We start from the raw sequence: 17,172 nt of genomic DNA, 5'->3' as shown, positions 1-17,172 counted from the left end.
GGCTCTACGACTGTGACTCGCTTTCAGGTAGTGTCATGGCGCGATCTTCTTGTCTCCACCTTGTTGTGGTGGTTGCGGCCGACAGTCATGCCGTATCTCCGCCATGGAGAAGAACGCCGGGCGCCAATGAAGACTACCGCTGATTGGAGTAGTTCGCGTAGGACGTAGTCGTGGCTGGCCAGTCCGAGAAAACGCCAATCACACCCGCCTCGCGGACGAGCACGTCGAGCACACGCATCATGTCGCCTTAGGTCTTGATGGCCGAATCGAACGTCTGGTAATACAGGCCGTTGTCGCCATCGGCCAGCAGACCCGAGCGCTCCAGGGTCCAGGCAATGATGTCCAGACCGGCCGAGCGGGCGTTTCGCGCGTACTGCGAGGGCGCGATCCACTCTGAAGTGTCGGTGCTCAGCAGGGCGAAGACCGGCGGCGCCATGATGTTGATGCCCTGGCTCTTGTACTTCACGAGTTCGGCCTGGCTGGGCAGATCGGCCACGGTGTTGGCGTCGTCCGGATACACCGCCTGACGCCCAAAGGCGCGTTCAACATCAAGTCCGGCTTTGCCGGGGGGACGTGTATGCACAGGGCCACCACTGCGTCGGTCAGGTCATCAATCGAGATTCCCATTTCAGACTTGAACCACTGCGCTGACCCGTTCAGCACACCAAAGATCAAATGGCGCGCAACCGGAACCTCGACCTGCAAGCAGCCAGTCAGCGAGAGCTCTTGGAGCACGGACGTCCATGTCGCTTCGTATTCACCTTGCAGCTTCGCGATGACTTTGTGTTGCATAGCATTGAGGTAGCGCGACTCGTAGAGCACCACATGCATGAAGTCGCTGTTTGGTCCCAGAATCGTTTCGAAATGCGATCGGATCAATTGCCGCAGCGTGGTCACAGCGTCATGCTCGGCAAGTAGCACGATCATCTGGCGCGCCATCGCGCTGCGCATGCCTTCCTGAATCACTTCATGCAATAGCGCATCCTTGCTTTTGAAGTGACAAAACAGTGATCCGGAATGCATGCCGACGGCGCAGGCGATGTCGCGCGTGCTCGTGCCGTTGAAGCCGTAGCGTCGAAACAGTTTGGCCGCGGCCTTGACGACATCTTGGCGGCGATTGCCTTCATTTCGCTCCTGCGGCGTCTTGCGTGGGCGGCCTCGCGGCCGCTTGGCTGCTTCGAAAGTGGGGAGGGAGCGCACGGCACACATCATCCGAAAACGAGTAGCGAGGCCTGCCAATGATGTCGGGTCGAAAGCTCAGGCGACCCCGAAAACGGCGGACGGAGGCCTCGACCGTATTGCGAACATCGGTCTCGGTCTGGGTGGTCGGTACCGGGGATGACGGCCATCGGCTCAGTATGACTTAGGCAAGCCCAATACATGTTCGCCGATGTAGTTGAGCAGCATCTCGTTGTTGATGGGCGCGATTTCCAGCAGGCGCACCATGGGCCACAACGTGATGATGTCGTAGTCGCGGTCGAATCCGTAGCCGCCGTGGGTTTGCAGCGCGGCCTCTACGGCGGCCACCGCCGCTTGCGAGCCCAGCAGCTTGGCCATGTTGGCGTGGGCACCAGCATCCTCGCCGGCGTCGAAGCGCTCGGCGGCGTTGTAGGTCATCAGCCGCGCTGCCTCGATCTGCGCCTTGGCCTGCGCCATACGGTGCTGCAGTGCCTGGTAGGAGCCAATTGGCTTGCCGAAGGGCTTACGCTCCTTCGAATAGGCTACCGCCTTGGCCAGCGCATAGTCGCCCAAGCCGATTGCGGCTCCAGCGGCCAGCAGGCGCTCCGAGTTCAGGCCTTCGAACATCAGCTTGGCGCCCTTGCCGGCTTCGCCGATCAGTGCGTCGGCGGGCAGCTTGACGTTGTCAAAGAACACCATGTACTGGCGCTCGGCGGTTTCGACCTGGATGTTGAGTTGCGTCAGCTGGATTCCGGGCGTTTTCATGTCAAGCACGAACAGCGAGATGCCGTCGGTGCGATGCTTCACCTCGCCTGCCTTGGTGGTGCGAGCGATCACCAGCATGTAGTCGGCATCGCGCGCGCCAGAAATGAAGACCTTCTGGCCATTGAGCACCCAGCCATCGCCGTCCGGTGTGGCCAGTGTGGTCATGGCAAAGCTGTTGGTGCCGGCATTGGGCTCGGTGATGGCAAAACACAACTTCTTCTCGCCGGTGCAAGTCGGCGTGACGTATTTCCTGATCTGCTCGGGTGTGCCGTGGCGCATGATCGGTACCCGGCCCAGCCCTGTGACGACCAGGAACAGCGTGGGCACGCCGGCCAAAGCCAGCGCTTCATTGAGCGCGGTGATCTCCAGTACGCCGCCTCCGGAGCCGCCATACTCTTCCGGGACGGACAGGCCGAGCAGGCCGAACTCGCCGAGCTTTTGCCACAGCTCGTCGGGGAAGCGATCTTCCTTGATGCACTGGAGGATGTAGCTGCGCGGGTACAGGGTGGTGACGCCGCGGGTGGCTTCCTGCACGTCGCGGATACGCGCGCTCAAGGCGGTGGAAGCCGTGTTGGCTATCGCGGTAGTGGCCGAGGTGTTCATGGTGTATTTCTCTGTCTTGGATTGGGGGCAGGGGCGAAAGTTGTCAAAGTGCCAAGTCGGCTGGGATCGGGACTGGAAAATCGAGCAGCATCTGCGCAAAGGCTTTGCCCTGCGAGTCCATGCGAACCGAAGCGATGCCGCCGCCGCCCAGGGCTTCGTGCATCAGAAAGTTCAGCGCGTGCGTGCCGGGCAGGTCAAAGCGCTGCACGCTGCCCTTGACGAGGTGGGCGAACCAGGCCGCCACGGCCTGCTCGGTCAGGGCGGCGCGGATGAAAGGCAGGTAGCCGGGTTGACGCGCCAGGACGCCGATGTTGGCGGCGTCGCCCTTGTCGCCGCTGCGGCCCCAGGCCAGCTTCACCAGCGGCACTATGCGCGTGCCGCGCGCATAGGCGTCGGCGGCAGGCAGCGGGCCGCCGACCTGGGGCAGGGTCGCCGGATCAAACGCCTGGCCGTGCCATGGCGGTGCCGCCACGGTCTTGTCGCCCATGTCGATGCTCGCGGCCAGCTGGGTCTTGGGGATCAGGCAGGAAAACAGCCGAACCACCGGTTGCACCTTGGGTCGACCACCGGTGAAGCCCGTGATGGCCGGGGCCGACATCAGGGCCATCGGCGCCACTTCGCGCGAAAACAGTTCGAGTGCGTCCTTGACCGGGTGGCGCACGCCGACCTTGAGCATCACTTCGCGCGCATCGGGCCGAGCGTGGGGGCCGTAGGTGTCTTCAGCGCCGATGGCCTCGACACAAGTTTCGGTGAAGTCGGGCCAACCGCGCTGTGCATAGTGTCGCCGCATGCGCGCCAGCATTGCGGCGCCGACGCGCTGCCCCTTGGCGCCGGCATTGATGCCGCCGATCATGAACAAGCTCATGGCCCGAAAGCCGTCGGCGTAGGTGACGCTGACTTTGGCCTGATCGGTCGGCGGGAGGCCGCGCGCGCCCTTGACCTCGACGCGGTCGGGGCCGATCTGCGTCAGCGTGACGCTGGTGAAGTCGCACACCACATCGGGCAGGATGTAGGCGCGCGGGTCGCCGATTTCATAGAGCATCTGCTCGCCCACCGTGGAGTGGCAGACCAGCCCGCCAGTGCCTTCGGGCTTGGTGATGACGAAGCTGCCGTCGGCGCGGCACTCGGCGATGGGAAAGCCCATGTCGTCCCAGCCCGGCACCGAATCCCAGTCAGTGTAGTTGCCGCCGGTGGCCTGCGTGCCGCACTCGATCAGGTGACCAGCCAGGCTGCCCTGCGCGAGCAGATCGTGGTCGGCGGCGGTCCAGCCAAAGGCATGGATAAGCGGCGCCAGTGTGACCGCGCTGTCGACGCAGCGGCCAGTGACCACGACGTCGGCGCCGGCATCGAGCGCCGCGGCGATCGGGAAGGCGCCCAGATAGGCGTTGGCGCTCATGACTTTTTGTGGAAAGGGGCTGCCCGCGAACATCTCTTGGGTGTTGGCCGAGCGCAGGGCCTCAACCTGGGGCATCAGGTCGTCGCCCAGCACGGCGGCGATGTTCAGATCGACACCTTCGGCCTGGGCTGCTGCCACCAGCGCGGCGCGACAGGCGGACGGGTTGACACCGCCCGCGTTGGCAATGACCTTGATGCCGCGCGACTTCAGTTCCTTCATCAGGGGCTGGAGGGTGGTCACGAAATCCGGTGCATAGCCCTGTGCCGGGTCTTTGGCCTTGGCGCGGCTGAGCAGCGACATGGTGATTTCGGCCAAGTAGTCGAACACCAGGACGTCGATGTTGCCGCGCTGCACCAGTTGGGCGGCGGCGAACTCGGAGTCGCCCCAGAAGCCCGAGGCGCTGCCAATACGAAGGGTTATTTTTTTCATGGATGTCTCCGGGTTATTCGGGGGAGCGGGGTCAGCGCGGGGTGGATGCAATACTGCGCGGCCAGAACACGCGCCAGATACCCTTGGCGGTGGCGCAAACTGTGCCATTGGCATCCAGGAACTCCCCTTCGGCAAATGCCGTCGTGCGGCTGATGCGCACCACCTTGCCGCGTGCTTCGAAGCTATCGCCCACGGCGGCATTGAGGAAGGTGATGTCGAGGTTGATCGTGAACTGGCGAAGCTCGAAGGGATCAATGTCGGACGCCTCGGGCATGGCCAGCAGCGAGGAGATGATGGCCCAGCCAAGCGCACCGTCGAACATATAGGAGATGACGCCGCCATTGAGCACGGTGTCCGAACCGCCGCCGCCGCGTTGGGTGGGAAGGGCCTTAGGAAGTCGTACAACAGCTCGGCCTACAGCTGTTTCTTCAACTTCAAGCCCTTGCGCCTTCAGAAAAGGGCTGTCGTTCCAGCCTTGCTTGCAAGCTGCGATGCGGTCAAGGTTGGGGGCGTTGGTATTCATATTGAGCTCCTGTGGGCTGTCTAAAAAGCGTATGGGGTTCAAAGCATCGCCAGTTGCTCGATGCGTTGCACATGGGCCGCCAACGAACGGCGCGCCAGTGGCCAGAGCGCTGCGGGGGTGTCGTCATAGGCCAGAGTTAGCCAGTCGTCCAAGCCGCCTTGCGGGACGGCGCGCATGGCCGCTAGCACCCTGGCCTCGCGCCGCAGGCGGTGCGCCTTTAGCTGCGCAATGGACTGCGCCGCCCAGCCAATGACGTGACCGTGCGCCGGCAGGATGAACTCGATACCGTCCTTCTCGCAGATCTGCGCCAGGCGGTCCAGCGAATCGAGATAGGCGCTCATGTCGCCATCGGGCGGGTCGATGATGGTGGTACTTCCGCTGAGGATGTGGTCGCCCGAAAACAGCAGACCGTCTTCTTCGAGGATGAGGCAGAGGTGGTTGGCTGCGTGCCCTGGTGTATGGACCACGCGCAGGGTGCTTTTGTGCTCGCCATCGTGCAGCATCAGGCGCTCGCCGTCGGCCAGAGCTCGGTCGGGGGCGAAGACAGCCGTGGAGCGGGCAGTGGCGGCGCAAGCCAGGCCCAGCACCGGCGGAGTATGGCCTGCCAGGCGGGCGCAGGCCTGGGCCAGCGGCTGCGCGGCGGGGGAGTGGTCCGGGTGCGAGTGGGTGCAGACGATGGCCGTGATCTGGCCTGCCGTGAAAGCGAGCAGGCGCTCGATATGGTCGTTCAGCAAGGGGCCCGGATCAATGACGATGTAGCCGCTGGACGCGTCTCCAAGGATGTAGCTGTTGGTGCCGGGGCCGGTCATGATGCTGGCGTTGGGGGCGGTGAGACGATGCAGGTGCCGCAACAAGGGCACCGGCCGCTCGTGTTGCCAGTCCAGCGGGTGCTCGAGCTGGCCGTCCGGGCAGACCAGCGCGAGTTCGCCGTACGGCGCTTCATGCTCCATGAAACGCTGAAGTTGACCGCTGACCAGACCACCCCGAGGGCAGGAGTTCCACAGTGGCACGTCTTCGGTACAGGCCGCCAGGGCCTGCTCGGCTTGCTCGAAATCCGCCAACCAGTGCAGGGTGCGGATGGTTGGAAAGATCATGAAAAAGTTGCCGGCTTGGTGTTTCGTCAGCGCATCCTCGGGCCTGACCCAGACGGGCTCGAACTGTTCCATTTCGTCGGCCACCGGCTCCTGCTGGTCGGGCATCAGCGCAACGAAGAAGGCGGTGTTGAAACGCTTGGGCACGCTGCGATCGGTGGTCCAGCAGGCCAGCATGCGCGCCCGATCGAGCGTTAGTGACCAGCCCTGGCTTTGCAGTTGCGGGTACAGCGCTTCACTGCGGTCCAGCGCTTGAAGGTGGGTGCGGGTGATGGGCTTGTCATCGGCCTGCACCGCCAGCAGGATGCCCAATTCCTCGAAGGTTTCCCTCAGTGCAGCCAGTGCTGCCGTGCGGTAGCGTCCGCCCGCGTTGGGGGCGCGTGCCAGTGTATGCGCCTGGTGGTCGTCAGCGTCCACTCGCCCGCCGGGGAAAACATAGGCGCCAGGCAAGAAGCTGGCTTTTGGCGAGCGCCGGGTCATCAACACTTCGACGCCAAGCGCACCATCACGCAGCAGCAGCAGGGTGGCGGCCGGGTGCGCGGTGACCGGCTCTCTGTGGGGGTGGAGCTGCAATGTGGAGCGGACCATGGGCAGTGTCTGTTGAGCGAGGATGTGGGTTTGGGCTTCACGCGCTGGCAGAGTGGGTGCGCAGCAAGGCGTCGAGCGTGCTTTCCAGGTGTGCGAGGGAATTGCATTCGCGCGCGATGTGGCAATAAGGGGCGTAGCGCTTCATCTCCGAATCGCCCAGGCCCCAGAACGACACCGGCTCGGGGTTGAGCCAGATGACCCGGCGCGCGCGCTGGTAGAGCAGTTGCATGACTTGAGCCTGGGCTTGACCGCGGTTGTTGCGCGCGTCGCCGAGAATCAGCACGGTGGTGCGGCGATCGATGTCCTCGAGCAACTGCGCCTCGATGTCGAGCAGCGTCTGCCCATAGTCGGTGCCACTGCCGCCCACCGCCTGCATCACTTTGTCGACCGCCTGTTCGACCGGCAGCGACTCAAAGGTGTCGCTCACCTCGACCAGGTGGTTGGTGAAAGCGAAGCTGCGCAGGTCGCTCACCTGCTCACCCAGACTGTGCAGGAACAGCAACAAAAAACGCGCGTACTGGCGCACCGAGCCGCTGACGTCGCAGATCGCCACCACGCGTGGCCGGTCCACCACTTTGGAGCGCCAGAAGGTCTCGAACATTACGCCATCGTAGGCAGCGTTTTTGCGCAGGGTCTTGCGAAAGTCGAGCTGGCCGCGCACCCGCTTCTTCTTGCGCCGCGAGTGGCGATCGGCCAGTCGCTTGGCGATTTTGCTGACGATGACGTGCATGCGCGCGAAATCACGCTTTTCGATGTTGGAGAGCTTTTGCGATTGCAGGAAGTCGTCGTGCAACTGGCGCGTCGGTGCCGTGCCGTAGAGCGCGAGTTTGCGTTCGACAAAATTGCGCACCTCCTCGAACAATTTCTTGCGCATCCGTTCGAGGTCTTTGGCACGCTCGGGCGCCAGCGTCTGGCGTTTGGCGTCAGAGATTTCGCGGTCCAGCAGCTCCAGCCCCATGGCCTGCTGGATCTTTTGGGTGTAGTAGCCTTTTTGGGTGAAAAACCAGATGTCGGTCAGGCCCACCTCGCGCGCGGCTTCCTGCATGCGCTTTGCCAGTGCCGCAGAGTCACCCGACAGCAACAACTGCGACAAGGCCTGGCCACCGCTGCCCTGACAGCCGCCCGGCCCACCGGAACCGGTTGCGGTCTGTTTGTTTTGGGCTGGGTCCGGCAGGTCTTGCGCGGCCATGGCGTCTGAAGCGGGGTTGGCGTTGGGGTCGGTGTCGGGCCTGAAGGAGGGCTTGGCCGGACTGCCTTGCGCGGCCATGTTTTCGAAGGAATTGAAACGGAAGAAGCGGTCAAAGGCCTCGTCGTACAGGGCGCGATCCGGGGTGGTTTTCGCCAGTGTCGTGCCCAGTGCGCTTTTCAGGAGGGTGCGGTCGCTCCAGCCGACCAGCGCCACGGCGCGCGCCGCATCGACCTGGGCGTTGAGGCTGATCTCGAGGTCGCTGCCGCGCAGCGCCTTGAAGAAATCCTCAAGCGTGGCTTGCACGGGGAATCTCCGCATCCTTGCGCGCTTGTTGCAGCAGGGCCGGCAGTTGCTCGCTGGCCGAGGCGATGTCCTGCTCGAACTTGAGGAAGACACTGAGCGTGCCCTTCACCATGTCCAGGCTCAAGTGTTCGGCGTGCAGCAGCAGCAGCGTTTTGGCCCAGTCGATGGTCTCGCTGACCGAGGGCTGCTTTTTCAGGTCCATCTGCCGCACCGCCTGAATGAAAGCGACCAGTTCGCGGTTCAGTGTTTCCGACAGGCCTGGCACGCGGCGCTCCAGAATGCGCCGCTCCAGCTTCGCCTCGGGGAATGGAATGTGCAAGTGCAGGCAGCGGCGCTTGAGCGCGTCGCTCATCTCGCGCGTGTTGTTGCTGGTGAGAAAAACGATGGGCTTTACCTTGGCCTTGATGGTGCCGAGTTCGGGCACCGAGACCTGAAAGTCGGACAGCACTTCGAGCAGGAAAGCCTCGAACTCGGGGTCGGACTTGTCAACCTCGTCCACCAACAGCACGCAGCCGCGCTCCTGGTGCAAGGCCTGATAGAGCGGGCGCGGCTCAAGAAAGTGCTCGGAAAAGAACAGATCGTCGTGCGCATGCAGCCGCTCGATGGAGGCCGCGAGTCCCACCGCGCCTTGCATCATCTCCCCCAGTTTGTCCTTGAGGAGTTGCGTATAGAGCAATTGCTTGCCGTATTTCCACTCGTACAAGGCCTTGGATTCGTCCAGGCCTTCGTAACACTGCATGCGGATCAGGGGCACGTCGAGAATCTCGGCCATGCCCTTGGCCAGTTCGGTCTTGCCGACGCCGGCCGGGCCTTCGACAAGGATCGGCTTTTCCAGATTGAAGCCCAGATAGACCGAGGTGGCGATTTCGCGGCTGGCAATGTAGTCGACCGCAGCCAGCCGCTGCGCCAGGCCATCGATGGAGTCAAAGTGGGGTTGGTGTAGTGTTTTCACGGGGTTCCTTGGAGAGCAGCATTTTTTCGCCGGTTTGAAGTTGTCGGGATTCGGCGATGCCGCGGGCTATGCCCTGCACCAGGCGCAGATCGCGCGCCAGGTTGAGCAGGGTCGGTTCACGGTCGTCCAGGGCCGCGGCAAAGGATTCACAGGTGCCTTGCCAGCGATCAAGCAGGCGGCGCGCGCCCAGATTGAATGCCGCCAACGCCTCGTTGGGTCCGTGCTGGTCCAGGTGCTGGGCGGCATGACGTGCAACGGGCGAGAGGGCATCGAGTTCGAGTTGCAAGCCACCCAGGTCCCGGGTCAATCCAGGGGGCCGGGCGGCGCTTTGGAACCAGCGCGCCAAGGTATCCAGCTCGGCTTGCATGGCGCCGAGCATGGGGCCCAGCAGCAGGGCGTCTTCGATCGCGCGCAGCGGCCGAGCGATGGTGTCGAAAGCCTGTCCAGGCTCGCCCAGGCGCTGGCTTTCCGGCACCCGGCAGCCGGAAAGTTGCATGCCGCAATGGCCGAGCGGCGCCAGTCCGCGCACTTTGTCGTCCACTTGGCGGGTCAGGCCCGGTGTGTTGACCTCAACGACGAAAGCATCGAAGCGCTTGCGCCCCTCGTGTTCGCCGCTGACGGCCAGCACGATGACGGCATCGGCGGCCGGGCCGTTGCTGACAAAGGCCTTGTGGCCGTCAAGGAGCCAGTCGCTGCCGTCCTGAACCGCCCGGCAGCTCAGGTGTTTGGGGTGTGCGCCGGTGCCGGGCTCGGAGATCGCGAGTGCCAGTAATGTGTCGCCAAGCGCCATGGATTGCAGCAGCGCACGATGCCGGTCGCTGCGCAGATTCGGCGCCAGCACGAAGCGTCCCAGCATCTGCTGCATCATCCACGCCATGCCCAGACCCAGGCTGGCGGATTCCCGGGCGACGATGCCGGCCACAGCGCTGACCTGCACGGCGTCCGTGACGGGCGCCCCGCCGTCGCTGTCGAAGCCCACACCGAGCAGGCCGCTGGCGCCGAGATGACGCCACCAGGCACGGGGGAAGCCGTGCGCGCAGTCAGGCGCTGGCGCGCCCGACAAGGCCAGGCGCATGGCCTCGGGCAGCGCCGAAGGCGGCATTTGCTGTGTGGGTGAGGCGGCGGACTTCATCCAGGGCTTCCGGCGTAAAACCCGAGCTGGCGCGCCGCCAGGTCGCGCATCACCTCTTCGGCGCCGCCACCGATGGCGTTGACCTTGACTTCGCGGTAAATGCGCTCCACCTTGACGCCGCGCATGAAACCGGCGCCGCCGTGCAGTTGCACCGCCTCGCTGGCGCAATAGGCCATGGTCTGGGTGGCCTGGTTCTTCAGCAGGCAGATTTCGCCCACCGGCGTATCGCCCTGTTCGACGCGCCAGGCGAGCAATTCCAGCATGGCCTGGGTCGCCTCGACGCGCATGGCCATGTCGGCGAGTTTGTGGCGGGTGACCTGCTGGTCGATCAGGCGGCCGCCGAACATCTCGCGCTCACGCGACCAGGCCAGCGCCTCGTCCAGGCAGACGCGGGCAAAGCCGTTGGCGCCGGCGGCGAGAAAGATGCGCTCGCGGTTGAAATTCTTCATGATGGCCTTGAAGCCCTGGTTTTCCACCCCCACCAGGTTCTCCACTGGCACGCGGCAATGGTCGAAATACAGGGCGGCGGTGTCGGAGCACCACCAGCCCATTTTTCTCAAAGGCGTTTGCGTAAAGCCGGGCGTGCCTTTCTCGATCAGCAGCAGCGACACGCCGCCTGGCCCCGGCCCGCCAGTGCGCACCGCCACGGTGTAGAAGTCGGCGCGCATGCCGGAGGTGATGAACGTTTTCGAGCCGTTGACGACATAGTGATCACCATCCCTGCGCGCCGTGGTCTTGAGGTTGGCCACGTCCGAGCCGCCGGAGGGTTCGGTGATGCCGAGTGCGCTGATCTTCTCGCCCCGCAGCACCGGCGGCAAGACGCGCTGCTTCAGCGCCTCGCTGCCCACGTTGACGATGGGCGGGCAGCCGATGGTGTGCGACAGCAGACTCGCCAGGACACCACCAGCACCGCAACGCGCCAGTTCCTGCGCGGCGATGATGGTCATGAACAGGTCGCCGTCGTTGCCGCCGAAGGCTTCAGGAAAACCCAGACCCAGCAGGCCGATTTCGGCCGCCTTGCGGTACAACGCGACAGGAAAGGACTCGGCTTCGTCCCAGGCATCCACGTGCGGACTGATTTCTCTGGCGACGAAGCGGCGCATCGCGTCGCGGAACGCCAGATGCTCGGGCGTATAGAAGGGACTCTTGGCAGGCAGGGTTTCGGCAGGCATGCGTTTTACTCTCCGTGGATGTGGCGTGTGTCGCGCGTGCCGAGCGGTGCGCGCCTCAATCAGGCTGCTCGACCAGTGACACCAACAATGCGCGCGTGGCAACCTGGTCGCCAGCGCGCACAGCTACCTGGTCCACCACGCCATCGCGACGGGCCAGCAGTTGATGCTCCATCTTCATGGCTTCGAGCACCGCCAGGCGTTGCCCCTTGGTGACCGTGTCGCCATGTTGGACGTCAACGGCCAGCACCCGTCCATTCATGGGTGCGAGCACGCGTGACTCCGTACTGCCTGCCGCCGCGGCCGGGGGGTCATAGGTCAGGTCTTCAAAGCTGGCACTCAGGTCACCCAGCTCCAAGTGCAACACGCCGCCGGCAAACACCGCAGCCGCGTGCTGCTGCACGCCATCGGCGATCAGGTGCAGGCACTCGCCTTCGCGCCCGCTGAGGGTGATGTGGTGCAGCGCCGCGCCCACTTCGAGCGTGTAGCTGTGGGTGCCAGTGACCGTGATGTGCACGGCATGGCGGTGTTCGCCCTCGCCGATCAGCATCGGCCAGCGTGCCGGTCCGCTGGAGCGCCAGGGCGCGGCTGCGACCGGCGTGGCGCTGGCTTCAAACCACAGCGTGCCGGCCAGCGCCAGCGCCAGCGAGTCGGGCTGGGGCCGCACCAGCGCCGCAGCGCCGAAGTGCTGGGCGATAAAGGCAGTGGTCGTTTCGCCAGCGGCGAAGGCCGGGTGGCTGGCCACGGCTTCGAGGAAGGCACGGTTGTGGGGCAGGCCGAGCAGGCGGGTGCGTTGCAGCGCACCGATCAGGCGCCGTCGGGCTTCGTCGCGGGTCGCGCCATGCACAATGATTTTGGCGATCATGGGGTCGTAGTGCGGGCTGACGGTCTGGCCTGATGCCAAGCCGTGGTCAACGCGCACGCCTTCGCCCGTGGGCGGGCACCAGAGCGCAACATCGCCACTTTGCGGCAGGAAGCCGTTGTACGGATCTTCGGCGTACAGGCGCACTTCGATGGCGTGCCCGTTCAAGTGCACTTGCTCCTGCGTCAGCGGCAAGTGCTCGCCACGGGCCACGGCGATCTGCCAGGCCACCAGGTCCAGCCCGGTGATGCACTCGGTCACCGGGTGTTCGACCTGCAGCCGCGTGTTCATCTCCAGAAAGTAGAAGCGCCCTTCGCTGTCGAGCAGAAACTCCACCGTGCCGGCGCCGACGTAGTTCACGGTGCGCGCAGCCGCCACCGCCGCCGCGCCCATTTGCTCGCGCAGCTGGGGCGTGACCGCCGGGGAGGGCGCTTCCTCGAACACCTTCTGGTGCCGGCGCTGGATCGAGCAGTCGCGTTCGCCCAGGTGGATGATGTGGCCGTGCTGGTCGCCGAAGACCTGGATTTCGACATGGCGCGGCTCAATCACCGCGCGCTCCAGGATGAGCTCTTCGCTGCCGAAGGCGTTGCCTGCTTCCGAGCGGGCGCTGGCCAGGGCGACCGCGAGGTCTTGCGGGTGTTCGACCAGTCGCATGCCTCGCCCGCCACCGCCCGCCGCCGCCTTGACCATGATCGGGAAACCGATCTCGGCAGCCTTCGTGAGCAGCGTGGCATCGGACTGGTCGGTGCCCTGATAGCCCGGCACGCAGGGCACGCCCGCCGCCAGCATCAGGCGTTTGGCGCCGGCCTTGTTGCCCATTTTCAGGATGGCCTGCGGGTCCGGGCCGATGAACACCAGCCCGGCGTCCAGGCAAGCTTGCGCAAAGCCGTCGTTCTCGGACAGGAAGCCGTAGCCGGGGTGTACCGCGTCGGCACCGGTGCTGCGCGCCGCCGCCAGCAGCGCCGCAACGTTGAGGTAGCTCTCCCGTACCGGCGCCGGGCCGATGCACACTGCCTCGTCGGCCAGGGCAACATGCAGCGCTTGGGCATCTGCTTCGCTGTAAACGGCCACCGTGCGGTAGCCCAGCGCCTGGGCAGTGCGGATGATCCGGCAGGCGATCTCGCCGCGGTTGGCAATCAGGATTTTGGTGAAGTTCATCAGGGTTCTCACATCCGTGCCACGCCAAAGGTGTTCGAAAGCAAGGGCCGCAACCCGGCTTCCCGACACACCGCCAGGGTGGTGGCGAGCGCGCGGCGGGTGTCGCGCGGGTCGATGATGCCGTCGTCCCACAGGCGCGCGGTGGCAAACAGCGAATGCGATTCGAGGTCAAAACGTGCCAGGATCTCGCTTTTCATGGTGGCCATGGTTTCGGCGGGTGGCTCCTTGCCGGTGCGGGCAAATTTTTCTTCGGTGACGATGCGCATCACGGTGGCGGCCTGCTCGCCGCCCATCACAGCCACCCGCGCGTTGGGCCAGGCGAACACGAAGCGCGGATCGTAGGCGCGGCCACACATGCCGTAGTTGCCGGCACCGAAGGAGGCACCTGTCATCACGGTGATTTGCGGCACGGTGGCATTGGCCACGGCCTGGATCATCTTGGCGCCATGCTTGATCATGCCGACCTGCTCCACATCCTTGCCGACCATGAAGCCGGTGGTGTTCTGCAGATAGACGATCGGGGTGCCCGACTGGCAGCACAACTGGATGAACTGGGTCGCCTTGGTGGCGCCTTGCGGATCAATGGGCCCGTTGTTGCCGATGAAGCCGCAAGGGTATCCCTCGATGGCACCATGGCCGCACACGGTACTGGAGCCGTACAACGATTTGAATTCGAGGAAGTCGGAGTCGTCGATCACCCGCGCCAGCACTTCGCGCATGTCGTAGGGCTGGCGAAAGTCAACCGGCACCACGCCCGCCAGTTGCTCGAACGGATAACGCGGCTCTTTCCAGGTCTTCACCGCGCGCATCGGCAAGCGGTCGTTCCACTGCAGCCGCGCCAAGATGTCGCGTGCGATGCGGATGCCGTCCGCATCGTCCTCGGCCAGGTACTCGGCCACGCCCGACATCGAACAGTGCATCTCGGCGCCGCCCAGCTCTTCGTCGGTGGCGATCTCGCCGGTGGCGGCTTTTAGCAAGGGTGGGCCGGCCAGGAAAGCCTTTGCACGGCCGCGCACCATGATCACATAGTCGGACATGCCCGGAAGGTAGGCGCCGCCGGCAGTTGAGTGGCCGTGCATCACGCAGACCTGTGGAATGCCCCTGGCCGATAGCCGCGCCTGGTTGGCGAAGCCGCGGCCGCCTTCAATGAACACCTCGCCCACATGCATCAGGTTGGCGCCGCCGGACTCGACCAGTCGCACCACTGGCAGTTTGTTCTCCAGTGCGATGGCTTCGGCGCGAAGGCTCTTCTTCATGCCCATCGGTGTGATGGTGCCGCCCTTGATCGCGCTGTCGGATGCGATCACCACGCAACGGATGCCCGACACCACCCCGATGCCGCAGATGATCCCGCCCCCCAGCACGTTCTTCTCGCCGTCGTCGTCGTGCATCCTGAAGCCGGCCAGGGTCGAAAACTCCAGCCACGACGAGCCGCGGTCGAGCAGCAGCGCGATGCGCTCACGCGGCAGCAGCTGTTTGCGGGCGCGGAACTTGGCTTCTTGGCTGTTCGACGTGTTGCGCACACGGTCTTCGAGCGTGCGGAAACTGTCGATCAGCGCGAGCATCTGTGCGCGCTCGCGCTGGAAGCTCTCTGACTGCGGGTCGACTTGACTTTGAATGGCGGGCATGGGCGGTTCTCGCTGAAAGGTCGCAGTGAACGAATGGGGTCACAGGCCTGCTTACAGGTCGTAAAAACGCTCACCCTGGGCGGCCATGCGGCGCAGCAACTGCGGCGGCGCGAAGCGCGCACCGTGCCGCTCTGCCAGGCTCTCGCAGACTTTGACAAAGGCGGACGCCCCCTGGCTGTGGATCTGGCCGATCGGGCCACCCAGGTAGGCTGGGAAGCCCCAGCCCAGGATCGCGCCGACATCGGCATCGATTGGTGCCAGCAGAACTTTTTCTTCGAGGCAGCGTGCCGTTTCGACGGACTGGATGAACATCAGGCGCTGCTTGACCTCTTCGACCGTGGGTTGCGTGGCCGCCAGCGGGAACGCCTGCGCCAGGCCTGCCCACAGTTGTTTCTGGCCATCTTGTGGGTAGTCGTAGAAACCTTTGCCGGTTTTTTTACCCAGTCGTCCCAGCTGGTCCACCATGCGGTCGCAGACGTCGTCGATGGCGCTGCGCTGGTAGGCCTTGCCGAGGTCGGTGGCGGTCTGTTTCCGGATGCGCGCCATCAATTCGAGCGAGACTTCGTCGGCCAGCGCCAGCGGCCCCACCGGCATGCCGGCCATGCGCCCGGCGTTGTCGATCAGCGCCGGCTTCACGCCTTCGGCCAGCAGCGCCAGGCCTTCGCCGACGTAGGTCGAGAACACCCGGCTGGTGTAGAAGCCGCGGCTGTCATTGACGACGATGGGCGTCTTGCGGATCGCCTTGACGAAGTCCATGGCACGGGCCAGGCATTCGTCACTGGTGGCCTGGCCGCGAATGATCTCCACCAGCGGCATCTTGTCGACTGGCGAGAAAAAATGCAGGCCGATGAAGTTGGCCGGACGTGCGGACGCCTCGGCCAGCCCGCTGATGGGCAGGGTGCTGGTGTTGGAGGCGAAGAGGGCGCCGGGGGCGATCACCGCCTCGGCCTTGCGCGTCACGTCGGCCTTGATGGCGCGGTCTTCAAACACCGCTTCGACCACAATGTCACAGCCTGTCAGGTCGGCGAAGTCGGTGGTCGGCTTGATCAGGGTGAGCTTGTCAGTGCACTCGGCCTCGGTCATGCGCTTGGCGGCCACGCGCTTGTTCCACAGGTTCTCGCTGTAGGCCTTGCCCTTGGCCGCGCTGTCGGTGCTGCTGTCGAGCAGCACCACTTCCATGCCGACCTCGGCGGCGGCGAAGGCAATGCCCGCGCCCATCATGCCAGCCCCCAGAATGCCGACCTTGCGGTAGCTGGCCTGAGGCACGCCCTTGGGCCGGGAGGCCAGCTTGCTGGCGGCGGGGATGCCAAAGAACAGCGAGCGGATCATGTTCTTGGCCTCTTTGCCGGTCGTCAGCTTGACGAACTCGCGCATCTCGACCTTGCAGCCGGTGTCGATGTCGATCTGGCAGCCGTTGTAGACGCAGTTCAAGATCGCCTCAGGTGCGGGATAGTTGCCAAAGGTCTTGGCGCGCAGCATGGCGTTGCCAGCGGTCAAAGTGTCGTAGCCCATGGGGCTTTGCACGGCGCCGCCCGGCAGCTTGAAACCCTTGCGGTCCCAGGGCTGAACAGCGGCAGCGGCACCGTCAGTCAGCAGCCACTGCCTGGCGCGGGCCAGCAGTTGGTCGGCCGGCACGACTTCATCGACCAGACCCGCTTCCAGGGCTTTTTGCGGGGCGAGCTTTTTGCCTTCGAGCAGGAAGGGCAGCGCGTTGCGCACACCGATCATGCGCGGCAGACGCTGCGTGCCGCCGCCGCCGGGCAGCAGGCCAAGGCCCACCTCGGGCAGGCCGATCTGGGCCTTGGGGTTGTCGGCGGCGATGCGTCGGTGGCAGGCCAGCGCGACCTCGTAGCCGCCGCCCAGCGTGGTGCCGTTGAGGGCCGCGACGAAGGGCTTGCCGCTTTTCTCAATGCCGCGCATCAGGGCGTGCAACTGGGTGACGAAGTCCATCATTTCGGCAACGTCCGTGATGGCGAGCATCATGTTGAGGTCGGCACCGGCGATGAACTCGGGCTTGGAAGAGGTGACGATCACGCCCTTGACGGCAGCGTCCGCGACGGCCCTGCGCACGGCGTCGGAGAAGGCAGGAATGGATTGCTCGTTGAGGACGTTCATGGGCACGTCCTGCATGGCCCAGGTGATGGTGGCGATGCCATCGGCATCAAGCTTGTAGTCAATCGTCATGTTGGTGATCCAGGTCTGTGA

General features: G+C 64.7%; 13 protein-coding genes. All 13 read right to left on the bottom strand.

Annotated features, from left to right (window positions below; genetic code table 11):
• Positions 1–247: 247 nt before the first annotated feature.
• Entirely contained in the window at positions 248–496 is a 249-nt protein-coding gene (locus AC3WPZ_RS09900; protein ID WP_492439358.1) for a hypothetical protein, read from the bottom strand.
• On the bottom strand, positions 463–1,209 hold the full coding sequence (locus AC3WPZ_RS09895; RefSeq protein WP_235501463.1) for a TetR/AcrR family transcriptional regulator: 747 nt from the start codon (positions 1,207–1,209) through the stop codon (positions 463–465). Before AC3WPZ_RS09895 ends, AC3WPZ_RS09900 begins: the two co-directional genes overlap by 34 nt.
• A gap of 144 nt (positions 1,210–1,353) precedes the next feature.
• Complete coding sequence (locus AC3WPZ_RS09890) at positions 1,354–2,547, bottom strand: acyl-CoA dehydrogenase family protein (RefSeq protein ID WP_056278480.1); 1,194 nt, start codon at positions 2,545–2,547, stop codon at positions 1,354–1,356.
• Positions 2,548–2,590: 43 nt separating this feature from the next.
• Positions 2,591–4,372: an acyclic terpene utilization AtuA family protein gene (locus AC3WPZ_RS09885; RefSeq protein WP_322315495.1), complete on the bottom strand. Its 1,782-nt coding sequence runs from the start codon at positions 4,370–4,372 to the stop codon at positions 2,591–2,593.
• A gap of 31 nt (positions 4,373–4,403) precedes the next feature.
• Positions 4,404–4,895 (bottom strand): PaaI family thioesterase, encoded by a 492-nt coding sequence (locus AC3WPZ_RS09880; protein ID WP_082586013.1) that lies wholly within the window; start codon positions 4,893–4,895, stop codon positions 4,404–4,406.
• 38 nt (positions 4,896–4,933) lie between these two features.
• Positions 4,934–6,574 (bottom strand): MBL fold metallo-hydrolase, encoded by a 1,641-nt coding sequence (locus tag AC3WPZ_RS09875; RefSeq protein WP_492439355.1) that lies wholly within the window; start codon positions 6,572–6,574, stop codon positions 4,934–4,936.
• A 37-nt stretch (positions 6,575–6,611) separates the two neighbouring features.
• Positions 6,612–8,066: a vWA domain-containing protein gene (locus AC3WPZ_RS09870; RefSeq protein ID WP_056278469.1), complete on the bottom strand. Its 1,455-nt coding sequence runs from the start codon at positions 8,064–8,066 to the stop codon at positions 6,612–6,614.
• Positions 8,050–9,018, bottom strand: coding sequence for an AAA family ATPase (locus AC3WPZ_RS09865; protein WP_069047335.1), 969 nt, complete (start codon positions 9,016–9,018; stop codon positions 8,050–8,052). The genes AC3WPZ_RS09870 and AC3WPZ_RS09865 overlap by 17 nt, the downstream gene beginning before the upstream one ends.
• Positions 8,990–10,150, bottom strand: coding sequence for an acyl-CoA dehydrogenase family protein (locus AC3WPZ_RS09860; RefSeq protein ID WP_492439352.1), 1,161 nt, complete (start codon positions 10,148–10,150; stop codon positions 8,990–8,992). Before AC3WPZ_RS09860 ends, AC3WPZ_RS09865 begins: the two co-directional genes overlap by 29 nt.
• The gene (locus AC3WPZ_RS09855; RefSeq protein ID WP_056278460.1) at positions 10,147–11,322 is read right to left on the bottom strand and encodes an acyl-CoA dehydrogenase family protein; all 1,176 of its coding nucleotides are present in this window, start codon (positions 11,320–11,322) and stop codon (positions 10,147–10,149) included. The genes AC3WPZ_RS09860 and AC3WPZ_RS09855 overlap by 4 nt, the downstream gene beginning before the upstream one ends.
• A 55-nt stretch (positions 11,323–11,377) precedes the next feature.
• Complete coding sequence (locus AC3WPZ_RS09850; RefSeq protein ID WP_056278457.1) at positions 11,378–13,339, bottom strand: acetyl-CoA carboxylase biotin carboxylase subunit; 1,962 nt, start codon at positions 13,337–13,339, stop codon at positions 11,378–11,380.
• An 8-nt stretch (positions 13,340–13,347) separates the two neighbouring features.
• Positions 13,348–14,967 carry an acyl-CoA carboxylase subunit beta gene (locus AC3WPZ_RS09845; RefSeq protein WP_492439350.1) on the bottom strand — a complete coding sequence of 540 codons (1,620 nt, stop codon included), beginning with the start codon at positions 14,965–14,967 and terminating at the stop codon, positions 13,348–13,350.
• A 51-nt stretch (positions 14,968–15,018) separates the two neighbouring features.
• Complete coding sequence (locus tag AC3WPZ_RS09840; RefSeq protein WP_492439348.1) at positions 15,019–17,151, bottom strand: 3-hydroxyacyl-CoA dehydrogenase NAD-binding domain-containing protein; 2,133 nt, start codon at positions 17,149–17,151, stop codon at positions 15,019–15,021.
• Between the last annotated feature and the right edge of the window lie 21 nt (positions 17,152–17,172).

The organism is Hydrogenophaga sp. FW305-3-2-15-A-LB1, from assembly GCF_058787875.1.
Note: the sequence above shows the minus strand (reverse complement) of the source record. Positions and strands in the feature narration are given on the sequence as shown.